At 65.6% G+C, this 23,554-nt stretch carries 24 protein-coding genes; 13 read left to right on the forward strand and 11 right to left on the reverse strand.

Annotated features, from left to right (window positions below):
- Positions 1 to 2: 2 nt before the first annotated feature.
- From rpsF to ACO1P8_RS06075, 6 genes are all read left to right on the forward strand, one after another.
- Positions 3 to 380, forward strand: a complete 378-nt coding sequence (gene rpsF, locus ACO1P8_RS06050; protein ID WP_486295012.1) for a 30S ribosomal protein S6 — start codon at positions 3 to 5, stop codon at positions 378 to 380.
- 63 nt (positions 381 to 443) lie between these two features.
- On the forward strand, positions 444 to 761 hold the full coding sequence (gene priB / locus ACO1P8_RS06055; RefSeq protein WP_486295013.1) for a primosomal replication protein N: 318 nt from the start codon (positions 444 to 446) through the stop codon (positions 759 to 761).
- Positions 762 to 858: 97 nt separating this feature from the next.
- Positions 859 to 1,131, forward strand: a complete 273-nt coding sequence (rpsR, locus tag ACO1P8_RS06060; RefSeq protein ID WP_066352664.1) for a 30S ribosomal protein S18 — start codon at positions 859 to 861, stop codon at positions 1,129 to 1,131.
- 13 nt (positions 1,132 to 1,144) lie between these two features.
- Positions 1,145 to 1,600, forward strand: coding sequence for a 50S ribosomal protein L9 (gene rplI / locus ACO1P8_RS06065; RefSeq protein WP_486295014.1), 456 nt, complete (start codon positions 1,145 to 1,147; stop codon positions 1,598 to 1,600).
- A 111-nt stretch (positions 1,601 to 1,711) separates the two neighbouring features.
- Complete coding sequence (locus ACO1P8_RS06070; RefSeq protein WP_486295015.1) at positions 1,712 to 2,536, forward strand: hypothetical protein; 825 nt, start codon at positions 1,712 to 1,714, stop codon at positions 2,534 to 2,536.
- Positions 2,537 to 2,544: 8 nt separating this feature from the next.
- The gene (locus ACO1P8_RS06075) at positions 2,545 to 3,918 is read left to right on the forward strand and encodes a replicative DNA helicase (RefSeq protein ID WP_486295016.1); all 1,374 of its coding nucleotides are present in this window, start codon (positions 2,545 to 2,547) and stop codon (positions 3,916 to 3,918) included.
- Here the strand turns inward: ACO1P8_RS06075 and ACO1P8_RS06080 are convergent.
- Positions 3,896 to 4,726, reverse strand: a complete 831-nt coding sequence (locus ACO1P8_RS06080) for an AraC family transcriptional regulator (RefSeq protein ID WP_486295017.1) — start codon at positions 4,724 to 4,726, stop codon at positions 3,896 to 3,898. The genes ACO1P8_RS06075 and ACO1P8_RS06080 overlap by 23 nt on opposite strands.
- Positions 4,727 to 4,916: 190 nt before the next feature.
- On the opposite strand from ACO1P8_RS06080, the gene ACO1P8_RS06085 reads away from it, so the two are divergent.
- A complete protein-coding gene (locus ACO1P8_RS06085; RefSeq protein WP_486295018.1) occupies positions 4,917 to 7,064 on the forward strand; it encodes a TonB-dependent siderophore receptor in 2,148 nt (715 codons plus the stop codon).
- 26 nt (positions 7,065 to 7,090) lie between these two features.
- Here ACO1P8_RS06085 and ACO1P8_RS06090 read toward each other — a convergent pair whose 3' ends face one another.
- The 6 genes from ACO1P8_RS06090 to ACO1P8_RS06115 all read right to left on the reverse strand — a co-directional run bounded on the left by ACO1P8_RS06090 (position 7,091) and on the right by ACO1P8_RS06115 (position 13,440).
- A complete protein-coding gene (locus ACO1P8_RS06090; protein WP_486295019.1) occupies positions 7,091 to 8,446 on the reverse strand; it encodes a 3-deoxy-D-manno-octulosonic acid transferase in 1,356 nt (451 codons plus the stop codon).
- Between the two features lie 207 nt (positions 8,447 to 8,653).
- A complete protein-coding gene (locus ACO1P8_RS06095; RefSeq protein ID WP_486295020.1) occupies positions 8,654 to 9,649 on the reverse strand; it encodes a bile acid:sodium symporter family protein in 996 nt (331 codons plus the stop codon).
- Positions 9,650 to 9,767: 118 nt separating this feature from the next.
- Positions 9,768 to 10,742, reverse strand: a complete 975-nt coding sequence (gene pdxA, locus ACO1P8_RS06100) for a 4-hydroxythreonine-4-phosphate dehydrogenase PdxA (protein WP_486295021.1) — start codon at positions 10,740 to 10,742, stop codon at positions 9,768 to 9,770.
- A gap of 11 nt (positions 10,743 to 10,753) precedes the next feature.
- Positions 10,754 to 12,466, reverse strand: coding sequence for a PhoH family protein (locus ACO1P8_RS06105; protein ID WP_486295022.1), 1,713 nt, complete (start codon positions 12,464 to 12,466; stop codon positions 10,754 to 10,756).
- Positions 12,467 to 12,523: 57 nt separating this feature from the next.
- The gene (locus tag ACO1P8_RS06110; RefSeq protein WP_094842832.1) at positions 12,524 to 12,988 is read right to left on the reverse strand and encodes a peroxiredoxin; all 465 of its coding nucleotides are present in this window, start codon (positions 12,986 to 12,988) and stop codon (positions 12,524 to 12,526) included.
- Positions 12,988 to 13,440: an Mth938-like domain-containing protein gene (locus ACO1P8_RS06115; protein WP_486295023.1), complete on the reverse strand. Its 453-nt coding sequence runs from the start codon at positions 13,438 to 13,440 to the stop codon at positions 12,988 to 12,990. Before ACO1P8_RS06115 ends, ACO1P8_RS06110 begins: the two co-directional genes overlap by 1 nt.
- Positions 13,441 to 13,607: 167 nt before the next feature.
- Here ACO1P8_RS06115 and alaC point away from each other — a divergent pair, with 167 nt between their 5' ends.
- Genes alaC through thrC form a run of 3 tightly spaced genes read left to right on the forward strand, consistent with a single transcriptional unit; the run spans position 13,608 to position 17,502 of the window.
- Positions 13,608 to 14,795, forward strand: a complete 1,188-nt coding sequence (gene alaC, locus ACO1P8_RS06120; RefSeq protein WP_486295024.1) for an alanine transaminase — start codon at positions 13,608 to 13,610, stop codon at positions 14,793 to 14,795.
- Positions 14,792 to 16,096, forward strand: coding sequence for a homoserine dehydrogenase (locus ACO1P8_RS06125; protein ID WP_486295025.1), 1,305 nt, complete (start codon positions 14,792 to 14,794; stop codon positions 16,094 to 16,096). The genes alaC and ACO1P8_RS06125 overlap by 4 nt, the downstream gene beginning before the upstream one ends.
- On the forward strand, positions 16,093 to 17,502 hold the full coding sequence (gene thrC, locus ACO1P8_RS06130; protein ID WP_486295026.1) for a threonine synthase: 1,410 nt from the start codon (positions 16,093 to 16,095) through the stop codon (positions 17,500 to 17,502). Before ACO1P8_RS06125 ends, thrC begins: the two co-directional genes overlap by 4 nt.
- A 102-nt stretch (positions 17,503 to 17,604) precedes the next feature.
- Here the strand turns inward: thrC and ACO1P8_RS06135 are convergent, their stop codons facing one another.
- Together ACO1P8_RS06135 and ACO1P8_RS06140 are read right to left on the reverse strand one after the other, a co-directional pair.
- The gene (locus ACO1P8_RS06135) at positions 17,605 to 18,597 is read right to left on the reverse strand and encodes a D-2-hydroxyacid dehydrogenase family protein (RefSeq protein WP_486295027.1); all 993 of its coding nucleotides are present in this window, start codon (positions 18,595 to 18,597) and stop codon (positions 17,605 to 17,607) included.
- Between the two features lie 55 nt (positions 18,598 to 18,652).
- Positions 18,653 to 18,859, reverse strand: coding sequence for a hypothetical protein (locus ACO1P8_RS06140; protein WP_486295028.1), 207 nt, complete (start codon positions 18,857 to 18,859; stop codon positions 18,653 to 18,655).
- 212 nt (positions 18,860 to 19,071) lie between these two features.
- Between ACO1P8_RS06140 and ACO1P8_RS06145 the strand changes: the two genes are divergently transcribed.
- The 3 genes from ACO1P8_RS06145 to crcB are packed head-to-tail and all read left to right on the forward strand — an operon-like array spanning position 19,072 to position 21,272.
- On the forward strand, positions 19,072 to 20,022 hold the full coding sequence (locus ACO1P8_RS06145; protein ID WP_486295029.1) for an ATP-binding cassette domain-containing protein: 951 nt from the start codon (positions 19,072 to 19,074) through the stop codon (positions 20,020 to 20,022).
- Between the two features lie 2 nt (positions 20,023 to 20,024).
- On the forward strand, positions 20,025 to 20,846 hold the full coding sequence (locus tag ACO1P8_RS06150) for an ABC transporter permease (protein ID WP_486295030.1): 822 nt from the start codon (positions 20,025 to 20,027) through the stop codon (positions 20,844 to 20,846).
- A 48-nt stretch (positions 20,847 to 20,894) separates the two neighbouring features.
- Positions 20,895 to 21,272 (forward strand): fluoride efflux transporter CrcB, encoded by a 378-nt coding sequence (crcB, locus tag ACO1P8_RS06155; RefSeq protein WP_486295031.1) that lies wholly within the window; start codon positions 20,895 to 20,897, stop codon positions 21,270 to 21,272.
- A gap of 97 nt (positions 21,273 to 21,369) precedes the next feature.
- On the opposite strand, the gene hpnE is transcribed toward crcB, so the two are convergent.
- Together hpnE and hpnD are read right to left on the reverse strand one after the other, a co-directional pair.
- Positions 21,370 to 22,689, reverse strand: coding sequence for a hydroxysqualene dehydroxylase HpnE (gene hpnE / locus ACO1P8_RS06160; protein ID WP_486295032.1), 1,320 nt, complete (start codon positions 22,687 to 22,689; stop codon positions 21,370 to 21,372).
- A complete protein-coding gene (gene hpnD / locus ACO1P8_RS06165) occupies positions 22,686 to 23,549 on the reverse strand; it encodes a presqualene diphosphate synthase HpnD (protein ID WP_094842823.1) in 864 nt (287 codons plus the stop codon). Before hpnD ends, hpnE begins: the two co-directional genes overlap by 4 nt.
- Between the last annotated feature and the right edge of the window lie 5 nt (positions 23,550 to 23,554).

Below are 23,554 nucleotides of genomic sequence, written 5' to 3' on the forward strand. Positions count from 1 at the left end.
CCATGCGTCACTACGAAGTAGTGTTCATCGTTCATCCCGACCAGAGCGAGCAAGTGCCTGCCATGGTCGAACGGTATCAGTCGCTGGTCACCGGCCAGGGCGGTACCGTGCACCGTCTGGAAGACTGGGGCCGCCGTCAACTGGCTTATCCCATCCAGAAGCTGGTCAAGGCCCACTATGTGTGCCTGAACATCGAATGCAATCAGTCCACGCTGGACGAGCTGGAGCATTCCTTCCGCTACAACGATGCCGTCCTGCGCCATCTGGTCATCAAGACCAAGAAGGCCCAGACCGGTGCCTCGATCATGATGAAGTCGGTCGAGCGCGAAGAAGCCCGCAAGGCGTCCGCGGAAGCGGCTGTCCCCCAGGCTGCTGAATAAAACGGTTTTCGAGGGCAGGACGTTCCGCCCACGACACCGGCAACCCGGCTCGGCCGGCAAGCGATGAACGAAACAGCGTTAAGCGCCCAGGTTCTTGAAAGAGAACCGCTGCGGCACACTCCCGCCGGGATTCCCGTGCTGGAGATGTTGCTGGAACATGTGTCGGAAGTGATCGAGGCTGGCCACCCGCGCCGCGTCGAACTGACGATACAGGCAGTCCTGATGGGCGACCTGGCGCTGATGCTGGCGGATATCCAGCTGGGTACGTCGCTGCAGGTGCAAGGCTTTCTGGCTCCGGTTCGCCAGGGGGCGGTCAAGCTGAAGCTGCATGTGCAGCGCGCGACCAGGTTGTCGGCCGGCGGGGATCCGCTGGTGGCCTGATGGGCCGCCTGGATACCGGGCAGGAACGATGGGGCAGGGAACGCCTGCATAGGTAAGGATTACGGGTCCACGACCCACACGAATCAAGAGGCACATCATGGCTTTCTTTGGCAAGCGCAAGGAAAAACGCAAGTTCACGCAGCAGAATCCGCTGTTCAAGCGCCGCAAGTTCTGCCGCTTCACGGCGGCTGGCGTGGAAGAGATCGACTACAAGGATCTGGACACGCTGCGCGACTTCATCCAGGAAAACGGCAAGATCATTCCGGCTCGCCTGACCGGCACGAAGGCGCATTACCAGCGCCAGCTCGACACCGCCATCAAGCGCGCGCGCTTCCTGGCGCTGTTGCCGTACACCGATAACCACAATTGATCCGGAGATCGCGATGGAAGTGATCCTGCTCGAAAAAGTCCCCGGCAAGGGCAACCTGGGCGACAAAGTCCGTGTCCGTGACGGTTTCGCCCGCAATTGGCTGATTCCTCAGAAGAAGGCACAACGCGTCACGCCCAAGGTGCTGGAAGCGTTCGAAGCGCGCCGCGCCGAGCTCGAAAAGGTGCAGGCCGAAAAGCTGGCCGCCGCGCAAACCGTGGCCGACCGCCTGAACGGCCAGCAGGTCAAGATCCAGCAGAAGGCCGGTGTCGACGGTCGCCTGTTCGGCTCCGTGACCAGCGGCGACATCGTCGTTGCCCTGCACAAGGCTGGCTACGACTCGGTGGAAAAGGCCAACGTGCGCCTGCCGTCCGGTCCGCTGAAGGCCGTCGGCGAATACCCGATCCAGATCAACCTGCACGCGGATGTGTTGGTGGAAGTCACCGTCGTGGTCGAGGGCGAGATCGCCTAAGACCCCTCGCGCCAGCGGGCCTGTGCATACCCCGCTGGCCGGCATGCGGCAAAGGAAGCCGGCCTGGTGCCGGCTTCTTTTTTGTACCTTCACTTTTATCAAGGCCCGCGTTTGAGTTCGCCGCCTGAACACGATTCCCCGCCTGCCGGCCTGCATGATTGGCTGGCGCGGGCCAAGCAGACGACCCTGCCGTCCGTCGACGAGGTCAGGATCGATGGCGTATGGTGCGTGGTCAAGTACCGCCGTCCCGGCGTGCGTGGCGCCGTCAGCTACGTCTTGCGCTATATCCGGGCTGCATTGCTGGCCCTGGGCTGCAAGCTGGTCCTGGGAGAATTCCCCAATCCCCGCATCCTGCTGCGCAATGGCCTGGCCTACGAGGCCGAACGCCTGCGGCGCCTGCGCGCCGCGAATTGCCGGGTGCCGGATATCTGGTGGGAAGAGCCCGGATTGCTGGTCCTGGAACACGTGGGGACCGACCTGAACGCCTTGCTTCGCCATGGCACCGACGAGGCTCGTGTCGCGCTCGCGGCCCAGGCCGGCCGCGACCTGGCGGATTTCCACAAGCGCGGTTTTTGCCACGGCGGCGCGCAGATCCGCAATCTGACCATCCGGGGCAAGGAGATGTGGCGTATCGATTTCGAGGAAAACATCGGCGAGGCTTTGTCCCGCCCCTTGGGCCAGGCCTATGACCTGTTCCAGATGTTGGCTTCGATGCTGTCCATGCGCAATCTGCCGGCTGCAATCATGCCCCGGCTCGGTCAGGTTATGCTGACGACTTACTTCGAAGCCAATCCGGATCCCGACGTGCGCGTCCGCCTGTTGCGCCTGGGGCGCTTCCTGCGCAGCGCGGCCTGGCCGCTACGGCCGCTGCAAGGATGGATACGTTCGCGTGACATCCAGGGATTTTTTCGTGTTGCCGATATGTTGCGACCATGAATGAACCGATGAACGCTTCCGCCGATACCTCGCTCGACTACCTGCGGGTGCCGCCGCATTCCATCGAGGCCGAGCAGTCCGTGCTGGGTGGATTGCTGCTGGATAATGCGGCGTGGGACCGGATCGCCGACGTGCTGGTGGAAGAAGACTTCTATCGTCACGACCACCGCCTGATCTGGCAGCACATCGCCCGGCTGGTGGGGCTGGCGCGGCCCGCCGACGTCATTACCGTGCATGAATCGCTGGTCAGCGCCGGCAAGGCCGACGACGTCGGCGGCATCGCCTATCTGAACTCGCTGGCGCACAACACGCCGTCGGCGGCCAACATCCGCCGGTATGCGGAAATCGTGCGCGAACGCGCGACCCTGCGCAAGCTGGTTTCCATCGCTGACGAAATCTCCGCGGCCGCCCTGAATCCGCAAGGCAAGGAAGCCCGCCAGTTGCTGGACGAGGCCGAATCCAAGGTATTCAAGATCGCGCAGGAAGGCGCGCGGGGATCGGCCGGCTTCCAGGAAATCCAGCCCCTGCTGACCCAGGTGGTGGAGCGCATCGACGAGCTTTACCACCGCGATACCGATTCGGACGTTACCGGCGTGCCGACCGGTTTCGCCGATCTCGACAAGATGACTTCGGGCCTGCAGCCAGGTGACCTGGTGATCATCGCGGGGCGCCCGTCCATGGGCAAGACCTCGTTCTCGATGAACATCGGCGAACACGTCGCCATCGAGCAGGGCTTGCCGGTGGCGGTGTTCTCCATGGAAATGGGCGCGGTGCAGCTGGCCATGCGTATGCTCGGTTCGGTCGGCATGCTGGACCAGCACCGCATGCGGACGGGCAAGCTGATCGCCGAGGATTGGCCGCGCGTCACCCATGCGGTGCAGATGATGCAGGACGCGCAGGTCTACATCGACGAAACGCCGGCGCTCAGCGCGATGGAAGTGCGGGCGCGGACGCGCCGGCTGGCGCGCCAGTGCGGCCAGCTGGGCCTGATCATCATCGATTACCTGCAGCTGATGTCCGGCAGCGGCGGCGGGGAAAACCGCGCCACGGAAATCTCCGAAATCAGCCGCTCGCTCAAGGGCCTGGCCAAAGAGCTGAACTGCCCGTTGATCGCGCTGTCGCAGTTGAACCGCAGCCTGGAACAGCGCCCCAACAAGCGGCCGGTGATGAGCGACCTGCGTGAATCCGGCGCTATCGAGCAGGACGCCGACGTAATCCTGTTCATCTACCGGGACGAGGTATACAACCCGGATTCCCCGGACAAGGGCACTGCCGAGATCATTATCGGCAAGCAGCGTAACGGGCCGATCGGCACCGTACGCCTGACCTTCCAGGGCATGAGTACCCGCTTCCTGAATTTCACCGCTGGCCCTCAGTATTGATGTCCCCGCCGCGACCCGCGGCGCGGGCATGCCGCACGTAGCGTTGCGGTGGCGCTCCCAGCGCGCGGTGGAACATGGTGCTGAAGGCGTTTGGCGTCGCGTAGCCCAGATTGCGCGCCACGCTGGCTACCGGGGAGCCCAGCGATAGCTGGCATATCGCCTCGGCCAGCCGCAATTGCTGCCGCCATTGGCCGAACGTCAGTCCGGTTTCGCGTTTGAACAAGCGGCCCAGCGTCCGCATGCTGGCGCCCACCTGCATGCCCAGCGCGTCCATCGTCGCGCCACTGCCGGGCGTCGCCATCAAAAGTTCGCATACCTTCAGCAACCGCTTGTCGCGCGGCAGCGGCAGCTTGCCGTGTTCCAGCGCGGGGGCCTGTTGCAGTTGGCGCAGCAACAGGGGAACGCACAGCGCCGCGTTGCTGTCCGGCGCATATTCCGGCGGGTCGTCCAGCATGGCCAGGATCAGCTCGCGGAGGAGGGGCCCGACCGCGATATGGCGGCACTCTGTCCATAGCCAGGGCGCCGTGTCGGGTTCGATGCGCAGGGCGCGCAACGGTACATGGCCAACCATATGCAGTTCATGGTCCACGCCGGGTGCGATCCAGAAGGCATCCGTGGGCGCCACCGTCCATGCCCCCTGGGGCGTGAGCACGCGCACTACGCCCCGCAGTGCGTGCACCAGTTGTCCCTGTTCGTGGCTGTGCCAGATCTCCCGGCTGCCATGCGGGTAGTCGAACTGGTAGGCCATGACCGGCCGCTTCAGCCGTTGATAGCCCGGCGCGAATCGGCGTCTCCAGATGTTGTCCATTCTCCGCAGCTTTATCGATGAAGTTCCCGCATCGGCCTGAACCTGGCCTTTGCGGGAACGAAATTGACCACAAAAGCGGAAGTTTACCGCGTCAAATGCGAATGATTGTGATTAACGTAATTTTGTCGTGGTGAAAGCGCTCGGGATTCGTCCTTTTCGCCTTGCCTCGCTCCAATGGAGTCGCTCCTGTATGCCCGTATCTCCCATGCCACGTCCCGCACGGATATCCGCTTTCGCGCTTGTCCTGGCGGGGAGCCATACCGTCCTGGCGCAATCGCAGGAGATCCGGCAGTTGCCGGTCGTCAGCGTGACGGGCGACGCGATCGAGACGGCGGACGGTCCGGTGCCGGGTTATGTGGCCAGGCGCAGCAGCGCGGGCAGCAAGACGGATACGCCGTTGATGGAGACACCGCAGTCCGTCTCGGTGGTGACGCGGCAGCAGATGGACGATCAGGCAGCCCAGACGGTCGACCAGGCGCTGCGCTATGTCCCCGCGGTATACAGCCAGGACAACGATCTGCGCTTCGATCAACTGACCATACGCGGCTTTGCTGCGGACTCGTATCTGGACGGCATGAAGCTGAACCGCACGACGTGGTTCGCCAATCCCCGCATCGATCCGTACTTCCTCGAGCGCATCGATGTCCTGCGCGGTCCGGCATCGGTCCTGTACGGGCAGGCAAGCCCCGGGGGCCTGATCGATATGGTATCCAAGCGGCCCACCGCCGAGCCCCTGCATTCCATCGAGATGGGCATAGGCAACGACCAGCGCTATCAGCTCGGTTTCGATTTCGGAGGCCCGGTGGACCAGGACGGTAAATGGCTTTATCGCGTGACTGGACTGGGCCGCGACGCCAATACCCAGACCGACCATGTGAAGGAACAGCGCATCGGCATCGCGCCGGCGCTGACCTGGCAGCCTAGCGGAGATACCCGCCTGACATTGCTGGGCAGTTACCAATATGACCCGGAGGGCGGACTGTTCAACCCTGTCCCGGCCTACGGCACGGTGCGCTGGAATTCCAACGGCAAGCTCCATCCCGGCAACTACCTTGGCAATCCGGACACCGATCGTTTCCGGCGCACGCAGTATTCGGCCGGTTACTTGCTGGAGCACCGGTTCAACGACCTGCTGCAGGTACGGCAGAACGTGCGCTATCTGCACGACGACGTCGACTACTACCAGACCTCGTTGTCCAGCCCGCTGACGCCGGACCAGCGCAGCGCTTATATGTGGGCCAACGTCAACCGCGAACACCTGTCGCAATTCACCATCGACAACCAGGCGCAGTTCGATTTCGGCACCGGAGCCGTGCGGCATACGGTACTGGCCGGACTGGACTACCAGTACTTGCAGAACGACATCCGGCGCGGCGGGCAATTTCTTTCCAACTATCCCATCGATATCTTCAGGCCGAATTACACGGGCTACCCACGCGTGCCGATCACGGTAGACGAGACCACGCGCCTGGCGCAGGTCGGTGCCTATCTGCAGGAGCAACTGCGCTGGGAGCGCTGGGTATTGACCTTGGGCGGGCGCGAGGACTATGCCAGCACACGCGACGTGCAGGACAACGCCATCACGGGGGCTGGCATGGCTTCCAGCCGGACCGGCGATCATGCGTTCACGTGGCGCGGGGGATTGAGCTACAGGTTCGACAATGGCATCGCGCCCTACGCCAGCTATTCGACGTCCTTCCAGCCGCAGAGCGGGACAGACTGGAGCGGTAATCCTTTCATCCCGACCCGCGGCAAGCAGTATGAGCTGGGCATCAAGTTCCAGCCGGACACGATGCGCAGCTATGCGACGGTGGCGGTGTTCGATCTGCGCCAGACGAACGTCGTGACGCCGGATCCCGATCCCGATCACCCGCAGGCATCGGTGCAGTCGGGCGAGATCCGTTCGCGCGGACTGGAGCTGGAAGCCCATGCCGAGCTGACACGCGAACTCAACGTGATCGCCTCATATGCGTATCTGGATAACGTCGTGACCAAGGCGAACAATGCCACGCAGGGCAAGCACCCCACCGGGATACCGAAGCATATGGCGTCGACGTGGGCCGACTACACGATACATGGCGGCGAGTTGAACGGGCTGGGGTTCGCGGCGGGCGTCCGGTACGTCGGCCGGACTTATGGTTCGGCGGATAACGATCTTGTGCTGCCGGCGCGCGTGCTGGTCGATGCGGCGGTCCATTACGACACGGGACGTTGGCGGCTTGCCCTGAATGCCAGCAACCTGTTCGATAAGCAATACCTGGCGTACTGCACCAGCTCCGTGATCTGCTACTGGGGGGCGTCGCGCACCGTGCTGGCTACGGCGCGCTATCAGTGGTAATGGCAAAGAACCGGTAAGGGCGGCTTCTAGAAAAGAAACTGCAGCGCCGGAATGCTGCTTGCCACGGCACCTACTTTACCCGGGATGATGCGGCGTTCCGCCAGCAGTTGCGCAACTTCGCGGACGGTGCGCTCGACCGCGCCGCGATGGGAGGCAACGTAGCGCTGGCCCGCGGCGACCATGTCGGCGCGGACCGTGGCGTTCGCCGCCAGCTCGATGGCGATATCCAGGGCGGCCGAGGGATCCGGGGCGCGCAAGGCCGCACCGGCGGCGATGGCTTCCTGCGTGAACTGCATGAAGTTGCTGGCGTGCGGGCCCACCACGACCGGCGTGCCGACGGCGCAGGGCTCGATCAGGTTCTGGCCGCCGGTGGCGATGAAGCTGCCGGCCACAATGGCAACGTCGGCCGCGGCATAGTAGGCCGGCAGTTCTCCCATGCTGTCGCCGAGCATGATCTGCAGGCCCGCCGGTAGCGGCCGCAGCAGGTCGATGGCCGTGCGGCGCGTCCAGTTCAGGCGCGTATGCGCCAATTGCGCGGCTACGGCGTCGAAGCGTTCGGGATGGCGCGGCACGATGATAAGCAATGGAAGGTCGCGGCCTTCGCGGCACCAGGCACGGCCCGCGTAGGCCTGGATAAAGGCGGCTTCCTCGCCGTCGTGCGTGCTCGCGACGATTACCGCCGGGCGTTGCCACATCTGGCGCCAGGTCCGGCCCAGCGCTGCCTGGTCCAGCGGTACCGCCATGTCGAATTTGATGTTCCCGCAGACCTGCACGTTACGTGCGCCGCTGGCCCGCAGGCGGGTCGCGTCGTGCTGGGTTTGCGCCAGGACGCGGTCCAGTTCGCCATAGGCTTCGCGCAGGACGCGGCCTGCATACCGGCCGCGCCTGGCGGAACGCTCGGACAGCCGCGCGCTGGCCAAGATCATCGGCACGCCGCGCACGCGCGCTTCGTGGATCATGGTGGGCCAGACCTCGCGTTCGATCAGGATGCCGCACGAGGGCGCGATCTCGTCCAGGAAGCGCCGGCAGGCGCCCGGCGTGTCGTAGGGCAGCCAGGCCTGCCGCAACTGCCCCGATTCGATCGCCACGCCGAACAGGCGGGCGCCTTCGCGCCGGCCGGTAGCGGTGGTGTGGGTAAGGATGACGGGCCAGCGGCGTTGGAGCAGTGCCTGGATCAGCGGTTGCGCGGCGCGGGTTTCACCCAGGCTGAGGGCATGGATCCAGACCGGCGCTACGCCGCTGGGGGGCAGGGCGTAGCCGAAGCCGAAGCGCTCCCAGAGCGCGGCGCCGTGCAGCGCATCGGACCGGCCCCGCACCAGGGCGCGGGCCGCAAGGACGGGGGCGCATGCGCGCAGGAGGCAGGCGTAAGTAGTGCGATTCATGCTGGCGGACCCTGAGATTGCCCACAAGGAATGAGCAGGGTCCAGCATGCATGGGCTGCATGTCCGCCGATTTACAGGCGCGTGTCAGCCACTTTACGAAGAGATGACCGGATCGTTACAACGGCACCGCCCTATTGGCGCGCGACCGGGGCTGCGCAAGGACGCCGCCGAACGGCGCGCCGGGATACCGGCCGGCGCCGGTTGCGATCAGTCGTCGCCGTGACCGTGGCCGTCGCCGGCGGGGCGCTTGGCGAAGCGGCCGGCCAGCACGCCGCAAACCATCAGCTGTATCTGGTGGAACATCATCAGCGGCAGCACGATGGCGCCGACGGCATGGCCGGCGAACAGCACCTGGGCCATCGGAATGCCGCTGGCAAGGCTTTTCTTCGAGCCGCAGAACATCAGCGTGATGCGATCCGGCGTGCTGAAGTGCATCGCGCGGCCGAACAGGCTGGTTACCCCGAGCGCCACCGCCAGGATGACGCCGCAGGCAACGATGAGCCCCAGCAGCGCCGGGATGGGCGTGTTGTGCCACAGCCCTTCGTTGACCGCTTCCGAGAATGCCGTATAGACGACCAGCAGGATCGAGCCCTGGTCGACAACCTTGAGCAGCGACTTGCGTTTATGTACCCAGCCACCGATCCAGCGGCGCAGGATCTGGCCCAGCACGAAGGGCAGCAGCAGCTGCAGCATGATCTTGCCGATGGCATCCAGGGACACCGGTGCGTTGCTGGCATTCACGACGACCAGGCCCACGGCCAGGGGCGTAATGAAAATGCCCAGCAGGCTGGATGCCGACGCGCTGCATACCGCGGCCGGTACGTTGCCGCGCGCCATCGAGGTGAAGGCGATCGCCGATTGCACGGTGGCGGGCAGGCAACACAGGAACATGATGCCCAGGTAAAGCTCCGGTGTTACCAGGGGCGTCAATACGGGCTTGAGCAGCAGGCCGATGAGCGGGAACAGGATGAACGTCGTCGTGAATATCAGGCCGTGCAGGCGCCAGTGCGTGATGCCGGCCACGATGGCGTCGCGCGACAGGCGCGCGCCGTGCAGGAAGAACAGCAGCCCCACGGCGATATCGGTGATGTCGTTGAAGATCGGCAGGCCCTTGCCGTGGGCGGGGAGCAGGCTGGCGATAATGACGGTGGTAACCAGAAACAGCGTGAAGCGGTCTGGCAGGAAGCGAGTCAAGCGATTCATGGGGCTGGAGCGGAAGGGCCGTCATGCCGGGCGCGAGCGGCGCCAGCCGGCCGTGAGGGGAAGTATGTAACGGCGGCTATTGTAGTCCGAGAGTCTTGCTGAATCTTTCAGCAAGCTGTCATTGCGGGGTCATCGCCAGGGCAAGGTCGAAGGCGACGGCCAGCGAAGTGGGATCGGCAACGCCTTGCCACGCGATGTCGAAGGCCGTGCCATGGTCGACGCTGGTGCGCACGAAGGGCAAGCCGACCGTGACGTTGACGCCTTCCTCCACGCCCAGGTACTTGACGGGGATCAGGCCCTGATCGTGGTATTGCGCCACGACTATGTCGAAATCGCCCCGCCGGGCCCGCATGAAGATAGTGTCGCCGGGCCACGGGCCGCTGGCATCCATGCCGTCCTGGCGAGCGGCCTGGATGGCCGGCGCGATGATATCGATTTCCTCGCGGCCGAACTTCCCGTCCTCGCCGGCGTGTGGGTTCAGGCCGGCCACCGCGATGCGGGGGCGTGCAATGCCCATCTGCAGGCAGGCCGCGTGGGCCAGGCGGATGGCCCGCAGCTCCGACGCCACAGTGATGCCGGAAAACACCTCGGACAGCGCGACGTGGATGGTGACCAGCAGGACACGTAATTCGCGGTTCGCCAGCATCATGGCGAAGTCGCGCGTGCCGCTGCGCTCGGCCAGGATCTCGGTGTGGCCCGGATAGTCCACGCCGGCCGCATGCATGGATGCCTTGTTCAGCGGCGCGGTGACGATGGCGCGGATACGGCCCGCCATGGCGTCGTCGATGGCCGCGCACACATATTCGTATGCGGCGCGTCCGGCCTCTGCGCTGACCTCGCCTGGCGGCAGTGTGGCGGGCAGGGCAGGATGGCAGGCCACGACCTGGATGACGCCGGCGCGCGGGTGCGCCCGGGCGGCGTCGGGAATTTCCTCGATATCCAGGCGTGCGCCCAGCAGCGCGGCGGCGCGCCGCAACGCGCCGGCATCGCCATAGACGATGGCCGGCGCGGCCAGGCCCTGGGCCAGCGCCTGGACGACGATTTCCGGGCCGATGCCGGCCGCGTCGCCCATGGTGATGCCGACGGGTAGCATTGACGCCGTTCCTACAGGACGTCGCCGGCGTAGTCGGCCAGCCTGGAGCGTTCGCCCCGCTGCAGGGTAACGTGGCCGGCATGAGGCCAGCCCTTGAAGCGGTCGACCACATAGGTAAGACCCGAGCTGCCTTCCGTCAGATACGGCGTATCGATCTGCGCGATATTGCCCAGGCAGACGACCTTGGTGCCCGGACCGGCGCGGGTGACCAGGGTCTTCATCTGCTTGGGCGTCAGGTTCTGCGCTTCGTCGATGATCAAATATTTGTTCAGGAAGGTTCGGCCCCGCATGAAGTTCAGCGACTTCACCTTGATACGCGAGCGGATGAGATCCATCGTGGCGGCCCGGCCCCAGTCGCCGTTGCCATCGCCGTCGCCCATGTTCAGCACATCCAGGTTGTCCTCGAGCGCGCCCATCCACGGCAGCATTTTTTCTTCTTCCGTGCCGGGAAGGAAACCGATGTCTTCGCCCACGGGCACCGTGACCCGCGTCATGATGATCTCGGTATAGCGCTTGGTTTCGAGCACCTGCGTCAGGCCGGCGGCCAGGGCGAGCAAGGTCTTGCCCGTGCCGGCCTGGCCCAGCAGCGAGATGAAATCGCATTCCGGGTTCATCAGCAGGTTCAGGGCGAAATTCTGCTCGCGGTTGCGCGCCGTGATGCCCCACACGTTGTTCTTGCCATGCGTGTAGTCGCGCAGCGTGGCCAGCACCGCCGTCTTGCCGTTCACTTCACGCACCTGGGCATAAAGCGGCATTTGGCCTTCGAAATAGACGAACTGGTTGACCACGAATTGCGCGCACAGCGGCCCGCTGATGCGGTAGAAGGTGGTGCCACCCTGCTGCCAGGACTCGACGTCCTTGCCGTGCTTGTTCCAGAAGTCCTCCGGCAATTGCATCACGCCGGTGTAGAGCAGGTCGGAGTCTTCCAGTACCTGGTCGTTGAAGTAGTCCTCGGCCGCCATGCCGAGCGCCCGGGCCTTCAGCCGCATGTTGATGTCCTTGGACACCAGCACGACCTCGCGCTGCGGGTATTTTTCCTGCAGGGCGCGCACCACGCCCAGGATCTGGTTGTCCGCCTTGCCCATGGGCAGGTCGGAAGGCAGCGTGCTGTGAATGGCGGTGGTCTGCAGCAGCAGGCGCCCGTTGGCGTCCTTGTTGCCCAGCGCGTTCAGCGCCAGCCCTTCGTCCAGCTTGACGGTATCGCTGACCAGCGCGTCCAGCGAACGGCTGACCTGGCGCGCGTTGCGCGCGACTTCCGACATGCCTTTCTTCTGGTGGTCCAGCTCTTCCAGCGTCATCATCGGCAGGAAGATGTCGTGCTCTTCGAAGCGGAACAGCGAGCTGGGATCGTGCAAAAGGACATTCGTGTCCAGCACGAACAGCTTGCGCACGCCGGTTTCGCTGCGTGCGCGGGTCTTGCGCGTCGGTGCCGGCGCGGCGGCCGGCACGGGGCTGGGTACCGACGGCCGCAGACCCGGGGCGGCGGGCGCCACGGCGGCCGCTTCGGCCGGTATCGCCTTGCGGCTGGATTCCTTGCGCGCCGCGGTTTTACGTGAGGCGGCCCCCTGCGGGGCGGCGATACCGGTCAGCTGCGGCTGGACGAGTTCCGGTTCCGGCTGGTCCGCCTGCGATTTGGCCGCGCGTGGCGCGCCCGTGCGGGCGGCTTCGCCCGAAGGGAAGGTCAGGATGGCGGCGGGACGGGTGGGCAACTTGGGAAGCGGCATGGAGTCACTCTCCTTGGGGGGCCGGCAAAATCGCCTGACGGGGACTACGGGAATCGGTCAACCGATACTTTTGGCGGCCTGCAGGACTTCCTTGGCGTGACCGGGAACCTTGACCCCGCGCCATTCCTGGACCAGCACGCCATAGGCATCGATCAGGAAGGTGCTGCGTTCAATACCGCGCACCTGCTTGCCATACATATTCTTCTGTTTGATGACGCCGAACAGATTGCATACGGTTTCGTCGGGGTCGGTGATCAGGGGAAAGGGCAATTCGTATTTGCAGCGGAAGTTTTCGTGGGATTTGAGGGAATCGCGCGAAATGCCGATCACCACGCAGCCGGCGCCCAGGAAGGTTTCATGCAGGTCGCGAAAATCCTGGCTTTCGGTCGTGCAGCCTGGCGTGTTGTCCTTGGGATAGAAATACAGAACCACCGCGCGGCCGCGGCATTGTTCCAGGCTTATCGGCCCGATGGTGCTTTCAGCGGTGAAAAGAGGGGCCGGTTTGCCTATGATCGGCTTCATTATTGGGATTCTCCGGTGGGGATCAGGGCGACGACCACGCGCCGCCCCTCCGACATCAGTATGTTGTAGGTGCGCGCGGCCGCCTGGGTATCCATGGTCTCGATGCCGATGCCCGCCGTCAGCAGCGGACGCAGCACCTCGGGGCGCAGGAAGCGCTGGCGGCTGCCTGTGCCGATGAGCAGCACTTCGGGAGCGTTGGGGGGCAGGGCGGGCGCGGTATCGGGCTCGTCCAGGAAGGCGAGCGGATCGCGAACCGGTTCGGGCAGGCAGGCGGCCTGGCGCAAGAGTGCGGAAGTGATCTGGTCTGCCGCCCTGACCGGCCATTCGGCGACGGCGCCTTCGGGGCCGAACGCGACCGCGTGGGAAAAACGTACCTGGTTGACTTCGATATATCCGTCACCGTATGCGGTCACGGTATTCAGGGCCGACGCAGGCTCAGTATGCAGCTTCAATAAGGACTCCGGCTTGTTGTGCGGATGATAGCGCATCGCAATGCAGGCATGTTGCGCGCCCAACACGGGGGAAAACGCTATTTTCCCCGTCATTTGCCGGCCTGCCCGCCTTCGGCTAGATTATCGGGTTAGCCCATAATTCCACACCCGCATCAAGGATTCCCGTCATGAGGAACTTTTCGCGCATCGAGCGCCTGCCGCCATACGTTTTCAATATCACGGCCGAATTGAAAATGGCGGCGCGACGGCGGGGGGAGGACATCATCGACATGTCCATGGGCAACCCTGACGGCGCCACGCCGCGCCACATCGTCGACAAGCTAATCGAGGCGGCGAACCGTCCCGACACCCACGGCTATTCCGTATCCAAGGGAATTCCCAGGCTGCGCAAGGCGATTTCCGACTGGTACCAGCGCCGCTATGCCGTGGATATCGATCCGGACAGCGAGGCGATCGTCACCATCGGGTCGAAGGAAGGCCTGGCCCACCTGATGCTGGCCACCCTGGATCGGGGCGACACGGTGCTGGTGCCCAATCCCAGCTACCCCATTCATATTTATGGCGCGGTGATCGCCGGCGCCAATATCCGGTCGGTGCGGATGACGCCCGGGGTGGACTTCTTCGAGGAGCTCGAACGCGCGGTGCGCGAATCCATTCCCAAGCCCAAGATGATGGTGCTGGGCTTCCCCAGCAACCCCACCGCCCAGTGCGTGGACCTGGGCTTCTTCGAGCGTGTGGTCGCGCTGGCCAAGGAGCACGACATCCTGGTAGTGCACGACCTCGCCTACGCGGATATCTGTTTCGACGGCTATGTCGCGCCGTCCATCATGCAGGTGGCGGGCGCGCGCGATGTGGCGGTGGAATTCTTCACCATGAGCAAGAGCTACAACATGGCGGGCTGGCGGATCGGCTTCATGGTGGGCAACCGGGAACTGGTGCACGCATTGGCGCGCATCAAGAGCTATCACGACTACGGGACGTTCACGCCCATCCAGGTGGCGTCGATCGCCGCCCTGGACGGCCCCCAGGACTGCGTCAAGCAGGTCGTGGAACAGTACCGCAGCCGTCGCGACGTACTCGCCCGGGGCCTGCACGAGGCCGGCTGGAATGTGGAAATTCCCAAGGCCTCCATGTATATCTGGGCACAGATTCCGGAGCCCTACAAGGCCCTGGGGTCGCTGGAATTCTCCAAGCGCCTGCTGGCCGACGCCAAGGTCGCCGTGTCCCCCGGGATCGGCTTTGGCGAATACGGTGACGACTATGTGCGCTTCGCGCTCATCGAGAACGAGCAGCGCACCCGCCAGGCTGTGCGCGGCATCAAGGAAATGTTCCGCAAGGACGGATTGCTGAAATGAATCCCATGAAGGTAGGCCTGCTGGGCCTGGGTGTGGTGGGTGGCGGAACCTTCACGGTCCTGTCGCGCAACGCCGAAGAAATCGCACGGCGCGCGGGGCGTCGCATCGAAGTCACCCATATCGCCGTGCGCGATGCCGCCAAGGCGGCCAGCCGCGTCGGCGACGCGGCGGTGGTCACGACCGATCCCTACGAAGTCGTGCGCAATCCGGATATCGACATCGTCGTCGAGCTGATCGGCGGCGATACGCTGGCCCGCGAACTGGTGCTGCAAGCCATCGCCGAGGGCAAGCATGTGGTCACGGCCAACAAGGCGCTGCTGGCCAAGCATGGCAACGAGATTTTCGCGGCCGCCTCCGCGCGCGGGGTCATGGTGGCGTTCGAGGCCGCGGTGGCCGGCGGCATTCCCATTATCAAGGCGATCCGCGAGGGGCTGACCGCCAACCGCATCGAATGGGTGGCCGGCATCATCAACGGCACCACGAATTTCATCCTGTCCGAAATGCGCACGCGCGGGCAGCCTTTCGCGGAAGTCCTGGCCGAGGCGCAGCGCCTGGGCTATGCCGAGGCCGATCCCACTTTCGATATCGAGGGCATCGATGCCGCGCATAAGTTGACGCTGCTGGCGTCGCTGGCGTTCGGCGTGCCGGTGCAGTTCGACAAGGCCTATGTGGAAGGGATCTCCGCGCTGGCGCAGGAAGATATCGCGCATGCCGAGCGGCTGGGCTATCGCATCAAGCTGCTGGGTATGACGCGTCGCCGCCCGGATGGCATCGAATTGCGGGTGCATCCCGCGCTGATCCCGGCCGAACGCCTGCTGGCGAACGTGGAAGGCCCCATGAACGCCGTGATGGTGCGCGGCGATGCGGTGGGTCCCACCTTGTACTACGGCCAGGGCGCCGGCGAGGAGCCCACCGCATCGGCCGTGGTGGCCGATCTGGTGGACGTTACGCGCCTGCACACGGCCGATCCGGGCAATCGCGTGCCGCACCTGGCGTTCCAGCCGGACGCCATGTCGGACACGCCCATCCTGTCGATCGATAAAGTATCGACGTCCTTCTACCTGCGCCTGCGGGTCGATGACCAGCCTGGCGTGCTGGCGGATATTGCGCGCGTCCTGGCGGAACACCGGATCTCCATCGGCTCCATGATCCAGCAGCCCTCGCATATCGGCGGCGCCGACATCATTTTCCTGACGCACCAGGCCGTCGAAGGCGATGTCAGCACGGCTATCGGCCGCATCGAAGGCCTGCCTTTCGTGCGTTCGCGGGTCACCCGCATCCGCATGGAGTCCCTGTCATGAAATACGTTTCCACCCGTGGCGGCATGGCGCCGCAGAACTTTTCCGACATCCTGCTGGAAGGCCTGGCGCCCGACGGCGGCCTGGCCGTTCCCGAAGTCCTGCCGCGCCTGTCGACCGATACGCTGGCGGCCTGGCGCGGCCTGCCGTATGCCGATCTGGCGTTCGAGGTCCTGCGCCTGTTCGCCGACGACATTCCCGCTGACGACCTGCATCGCCTGACGCGCGCGGCCTATACGGAACAGATATTCGGCAGCGAGGATATCGTGCCGCTGCGGCCGCTGACGGATGGAATGAGCCTGCTGGGCCTGTCCGACGGGCCGACGCTGGCGTTCAAGGATATGGCCATGCAGTTCCTGGGCCAGGTCTTCGAATACGTGCTGGCCAAACGTGGAACGACGCTGAACATCCTGGGCGCGACCTCGGGCGACACGGGGTCGGCGGCGGAGTACGCGCTGCGCGGCAAGAAGGGCGTGGCGGTATTCATGCTGTCGCCCCACGGCCGCATGAGTCCGTTCCAGCGTGCGCAGATGTACTCGCTGCAGGATGCGAACATCCACAACATCGCCGTGCGCGGCGTCTTCGACGATTGCCAGGACATCGTCAAGCTGCTGGCTGGCGACCTGGAATTCAAGGCGTCCTGCCGGCTGGGCGCTGTCAATTCGATCAACTGGGCGCGTATCGCTGCCCAGGTGGTGTATTACATCCACGGCTGGCTGCGCGCCACGACGCGCGCCGACCAGCAGGTGTCTTTCGCCGTGCCCTCGGGCAATTTCGGCAATATCCTGGCCGGTCATATCGCCCGCCGCATGGGCTTGCCGGTGCGCCGCCTGGTACTGGCCACCAACGAGAACAACGTGCTGGAGGAATTCCTCCGCACCGGGATCTACCGGCCGCGCTCGGCCGTGGATACCTACGCCACGTCCAGTCCGTCGATGGATATTTCGCGCGCGTCCAACTTCGAGCGTTTTGTTTACGATCTGGTCGGGGGCGACGCGGCGCGGGTGAATGCCTTGTGGCGCGAACTGGCGGAAACCGGGCAGTTCGACCTGTCGGCGATGCGCGGTTCGTTCACTTCCGAGTACGGTTTCGTCGGCGGGGTCAGCACGCATGCGGATCGCCTGGCGACCATCCAGTCGACGTATGACGACAGCGGCGTGCTGATCGATCCCCATACGGCCGATGGCGTGAAGGTGGCGCGTGCCTATATGGAAACCGGTGTGCCGATGCTGGTGCTGGAAACGGCGTTGCCGGCAAAGTTCTCCGACACCATCCAGGAAGCCCTCGGCCGCCCGGTGCCGCCGCCATCCGGGATGGCGGACCTGGAGTCGCTGCCGCAGCGGGTGCAGATCATGGACTGCGATGCGCAGGCAGTGAAGGCCTACGTCAAGGCGCACGCGGTATTGTAGGAAGCGCCAGCCGGAGAAGGCCGGGCGTGGCCCGGCCTTCCCGCGATCCTCGTTGTTTCAATGACCGTCTTTGGGCATCCGGGCCGCGCGGGCCGGGGCGATTCATCCACGCCCGGCCGTTGCAGTCCCCCCGGCCAGTACCTCGGGATTCACCAGATTCGTGGGCGCGCCCGCGCAGAATGCATTGATGTTGTCGAACGCCGTGCCGAAGTAGGCTTCGTAATTGTCTTTTTCGACAAAGCCCAGGTGCGGTGTGCACAGGGCGTTGTCCATGCCCAGCAGCGGATGGTCCGCCCCAAGGATGGGTTCGGATTCGAAGGTATCGATAGCCGCGTAGCCGGGGCGGCCGGCGCGCAAGGCGGCTTCCAGCGCCCCCGGCGCGATTAGCTCGGCGCGGCTGGTATTGACGATCAATGCCGATGTCTTCATGCGCGCCAGGTCCGCGGGACCGATAACACCCTGCGTGCCGGGGCCCAAGCGCAAGTGCAGGGTCAGCACATCGCTGCCGGCGAAGAAATCGTCGCGGCTGGGCGCGACTTCGATACCATCCTCGCGTGCCTGCCGCGTGGAATCGGGCCCGCCCCATACCCAGACCCGCATGCCGAAAGCGCGGCCGTAGTTCGCGACCTGGCGCCCGATGCGTCCGTAGCTCCAGACGCCCAGGCGTTGTCCGCGCAGTTCCTGGCCCAGCGTGCCTTGCCACAGGCCGGCGCGCAGGCGGTTCGCCTCGGTCACCAGGTGGCGCCGGCTGGCCAGCATCAGCGCCCAGGTCAGCTCGGCGGTGGCCGCGCCGGACCCTGACCCTTCCGCCACCGCCACGCCGTGCGCGGTGCAGGCGGCCACGTCGAGGTGCGGAGCCACCTTGCCGATCTGGCTGATCAGGCGCAGGCGGGGCAGGCGGCGCAGCAGCGCTTCGCCGACCTGGGTGCGTTCGCGTGTCAGCACGATGGCCTCGGCGTCGCGAAAGCGCTCGGCCAGCGCATCGATATCCTTCACGTTGTCGTGGAAGATCGTCACGTCGTGGCCGGCGAGCCGGGCATAGCAGTCCAGGCCGCGTACGCAGTCCTGGTAGTCGTCGGGGATGGCGATACGCATGGATGTCTCTTGAAAAGTGCGTTGCGCGCGGTGAGGCGCTCGACGGGGCCGGCGATCAGCGGATGGAGATGTGCAGGCGGCCGATCGTGTCCTTCCACTGCGCCAGATCGTCGTGGATCAGGCTGGCGAATTGCGCGGACGGCCGCAAGGTCTTGTCCGGCAGGGGCGGCGATTGGGCCAGCGCGGCGCTGGGCAGCCATGAGGCGGCTGGGACGCCGCCGGCCGCCGTGAGCAAACGGCGGCGGGAAGGTGAATGCTGCATATCGTGTCTCCACATCCGGCAATATGGCGCCGGCCTAACGCGGGCCGCAGGTCGTGGGCACGCGTGCTTGTTTGTGCGGCCAGTGTAGAGGACGGCAGCGGGCCGGCGCGGCATTCATTTCCATGCAGTGGAATTGGCCGTTTCGCCTTCCGCACCAACGGCGTACCACCCGGAGTATCGGCGGCGCGCCCGGGCAGGGCTAGAATGCGGCGATGACTCGCGCCACGACGCTCCCCCAGCCCGATCAGGCAGCCCTGCGCATCGAAGGGCTGTGCAAGCGCTACAACGGGCGGCCCATCGTTCAGGATCTTTCGTTTTTCCTGCGGCGCGGCGAATGCTATGGACTGCTGGGGCCCAACGGCGCCGGCAAGACGACGACGCTGCGCACGCTGCTGGGACTGACTCCTTACGATGGCGGCCGCATCGAGCTGCTGGCTCATCCGATCCCGTCCCAGGCCAGCCAGGCGCGCATGAAAGTGGGCGTGGTCCCGCAGATGGACAACCTGGATCCGGATTTCACCGTGGCGGAGAACCTGCTGGTCTTCGGGCGCTATTTCGGCCTGCGCGATGCGCAGATCCGCGAGCGCATTCCGGGCCTGCTGGAGTTCGCCGCGTTGACGGCCAAGGCGCGATCGCGCATCGGCGAGTTGTCCGGCGGCATGAAGCGGCGGCTGACGCTGGCACGCGCCATGATCAACGACCCGGATTTGATCGTGATGGACGAACCCACCACCGGACTGGATCCGCAGGCACGCCATTTGATCTGGGAACGCCTGAGAACCCTGCTGGCGCGCGGCAAGACTATCCTGCTGACCACGCATTTCATGGACGAGGCGGAACGGTTGTGCCATAGGCTGGGCGTGATCGACCGCGGACGCATGATCGCCGAAGGCACGCCACGCGCGCTGATCGAAAAGTACGTCGAACCGCAGGTGGTGGAGATCTATGGCGACGGCTTGCCGGACTGGCTGCAGCGCCAGCAGGCCGGGCTGCCTGCCCGTGTGGAAGTCAGCGGGGAAACGGCGTTCTGCTATACCGACGATGCCGAGCCCATCGTCCGCGCGCTGCGCGGCGAGACGGGCTTGCGCTATCTGCATCGGCCCGCCAATCTGGAAGACCTGTTCCTGCGGCTGACGGGCCGCGATATGCGCGAGGACACCTAGCGATGGCGGCATCCGACAACGCGGCCACGGTGCGCCCGGCCATGCCGGGCCTGTGGCGCTGGCCATGGCCGAGCGCCCGCAGCTTCGCCGTGATCCGTCGCAATTTTCTGGTGTGGCGCAAGACGGCGCTGACGACCATTCTGGGCGACGTGCTGGACCCCATGGTGGCGCTGCTGGCGCTGGGCTACGGGTTGGGCGGCATGCTGCCCGGCGTGGAAGGCGTGCCTTACGTCACGTATCTGTCGGCTGGCTCGATCTGCGTGGGCGCGCTGTACGGCGCCACTTTCGAGGCCACCTACAGCGCGTTTTCGCGCCTGCAGATACAGCGTACCTGGGACGCGATGCTGAACACGCCGCTCAGCCTGGACGACGTGGTGTGGGCCGAAATCCTGTGGGCCGCGGCCAAGGCCATGAAAAGCGGCATCGCCATTCTGCTGGTGGTGATCGCCCTGGATATTTCGCGCGCCGGTACGCTTGCGTGGATTCCCCTGGTGTTGCTGCCGATGGGCGTGCTGTTCGCCGCCATGTCGATGATCGTCAGCGCGCTGGCACGCGGCTATGACTTCTTCATGTACTACTTCACGCTGGTCATTACGCCCATGGTTTTCCTATCCGGCGTGTTCTTTCCGGTGTCGCAGCTGCCGGCGCCGTTGGTCGCCGTGATGCGCTGGCTGCCGCTGTCGCCCGCGGTCGACATCCTGCGACCGCTGGTGCTGGGGCACTGTCCTCCGGCGCTATGGGCCGACCTGATTCAGCTGATTGTCACGGGGGTGGCGGCGGTGTGGGGCGCGGCCGTGTTGATGCGCCGGCGTTTATTGCGATAATCCCCCCTTGTCTTCATCGGGACGCGCGCATGCGCGCGCGTGGCGGTCATGTTCACTGTCGGGAATTTCCTCGCGATCGGTATCGGCGCCACCCTGGGCGCCTGGCTGCGTTGGGTGCTGGGGCTGTTCTTCAACGCGGGCGCCTGGCCGTGGGGCACCATGGCGGCGAATCTGTTGGGGGGATACCTGATCGGCGTCATGGTCGCCCTGGTCGCCGGGCACCCGGACTGGCCGGCGTGGATACGTTTGGCGTGCATCACCGGTTTCCTGGGCGGGCTGACCACTTTCTCGACGTTTTCGGCCGAGACCGTCGCCTTCATCGAAGAGGGTGCCTACGGGGTGGCGCTGGCCTACGCGGGCATCAGCCTGGCGGGCTCGCTGCTCTTGACGGCGGCGGGGCTCTATACCGTACGCAGTCTGGCCTGAGCCGCCAACGAAGCCCGGCCAACGGAGGGCGCGCGACGCGGCCGGATCGCGCGCCACCGTTATTCCGGTTGTGCGGAAGGCAAAGGACCGTGCTGCTTCAGCGTGCGCCGCGCGACAGGATCGCGGCCGCCGCGCGCAGGCCGCCGCGCACGGCGCCTTCCAGTACGGCCGGATACCCCGTATCGGTCCAGTCCCCGGCCAGCGCCAGGTTCGGCCAGGCCGTTTTCTGCGTGGGTCGCGCGACGTCCGGCAAGGCCAGGAATGTCGCGCGTTTGTCGATCAGCAGCGCGGATCCCACCACGGGCGGCATGGGCGGCAAGCCGCGTCGGGCGGCCTGCTCGCGCACTTGTCCGGCGATCGCGGCGATCGCCTGCTGGCGGTCCCGTTCAACCACCGACGCGGCCGCGCTTATCACCACCGCGAGTTCGGTGGCACCGCCCGCATGGCCGGCCAGCGACGTTTTATCGAAGATCCATTGGCCGTGGTGTCCGCGGGCCGGGTCGTCCGCCAGCATCATCATGCATCGCGGCAGTGGCCAGGATGCGGCCAGCTTCAGCGTCAATGTGGCGATGGGCGAGTGCGGCATATCCGCCAGACCGGTCGCCAGCGCATGCGCGGCACCCTGCGCCAACATCCGCGCCGCGCCCTGAGGCGGGACGGCGATCACGGCGGCGTCATAGCGGTCGCCATCGACCACGACGCCGTTCGCGTCCGGCGCCACGCTGTGCACGGGATGGCCGTAGCGCATATGCACGCGCGCCGCGGCGGCGTCGGGCCACAGGGCCGACAGATCCACGCGCGGCAACAGGATGTCGGTAGCCGCGCGCGGGCCGCCCAGGCTGTCGCGCAGCACGTTGGCATAGAGCTGGGCGCAGGCCTGTCCGATGGGCGTGTTGAGCGCGGCCAGGCACAAGGGTTCCCACAGCAGGCGCGTGGCCGGCGCGGACTGGCCGTGGCGGTCGAGCATGGCCCGGACGGTTGCGCCTTGCGGCACGCGCCAGCCCGCGGCACGCAGGCCGCGCATCAGCCGCATGCAGCCCAGCCGGTCGCGCCAGGACAGGCCGCGTGCCGACAGCAGGGCCACCGCGGCATGCCACGGTGCCGGCAGGCGTGGCGCCGCCAGCGCGAAGCCGCCATCCAGCGCCGCCAGATTCAGCGGTTGTCGCAGGAACAGCGTATCGGGATCGCGTCCCAGGCGACGCATAAGTGCCAGCGTGTCGGTGTAGGCGCCCAGCAGGATGTGCTGGCCGTTGTCCAGCGGCGTGGCGAATTCCTCGTCGCCCGGCCGGCCCACGCGCTTGGCGCGCCCGCCAGGCGTGTGCGCCGTTTCGTACACCGTGACATCGCAGCCGGCTTCCCGCAGGGCCGTTGCCGCGGCCAGGCCCGACCAGCCGGCGCCGACGATGGCAGTTTTCATCGCGCCAGTCGGCGCACCAGCCCGCGGCCGCCGCCGACCCAGGTTTTCCAGGCCAGCCACAGCTTGCGCACGGGCGTCAGCGAAATGCGCTGGTGCAGCACTTGCCAGTCGTCGCGTTCGATCTCGTCCAGCAGCGCATGGTAAATGGCAGCCATCATCAGGCCCGGCCGTTGCGCCCGCCGGTCCGCTTCCGGCAGCGCCGACATCGCTTCCGTGTACAGCGCGCGCGCGCGCGCCGCCTGGAAGGCCATCAAGGCGCTGAAACCGGGCGAGTAGCGGCCGTTCAGGATATCCGCCGCCTTGACGTCGAACTGCTGCAGGTCTTCGATGGGCAGGTAGATCCGGCCGCGGCGCGCGTCGTCCCCGACGTCGCGGATGATGTTGGTCATCTGGAACGCCAGCCCGAGTTTCTCGGCATAGACCAGGGTGGACGGATCGGTGTAGCCGAAGATCGCGGCGGACATTTCGCCGATGACGCCCGCGACGTGCCAGCAGTACTTGCGCAGGCCGGGCCAGTCCAGGTAGCGCGTCTGGTCCAGGTCCATTTCCATGCCGTCGACCACCGCCAGCATGCGGTCGCGCGGGATACCGTAGACCTGCAGATGCGGCTCCAGCGCGCGCGTCACCGGATGTTCCGGCTTGCCGCCGTACATGCGGTCGATCTCGGTGCGCCACCATGCCAGCTTGATGCGGGCCACGGAGACATCGCTGACTTCGTCGACCACGTCGTCCACCTCGCGGCCAAAGGCATACAGCGCGGTGATCGCGCGCCGCCGTTCCGGAGGCAGGAACAGGAAAGCGTAATAAAAGCTGGATCCGCTCTTGGCGGCCTTGTCCTGGCAGTATTCGTCGGGAGTCATTTCAG

The organism is Bordetella sp. (genome assembly GCF_057362025.1).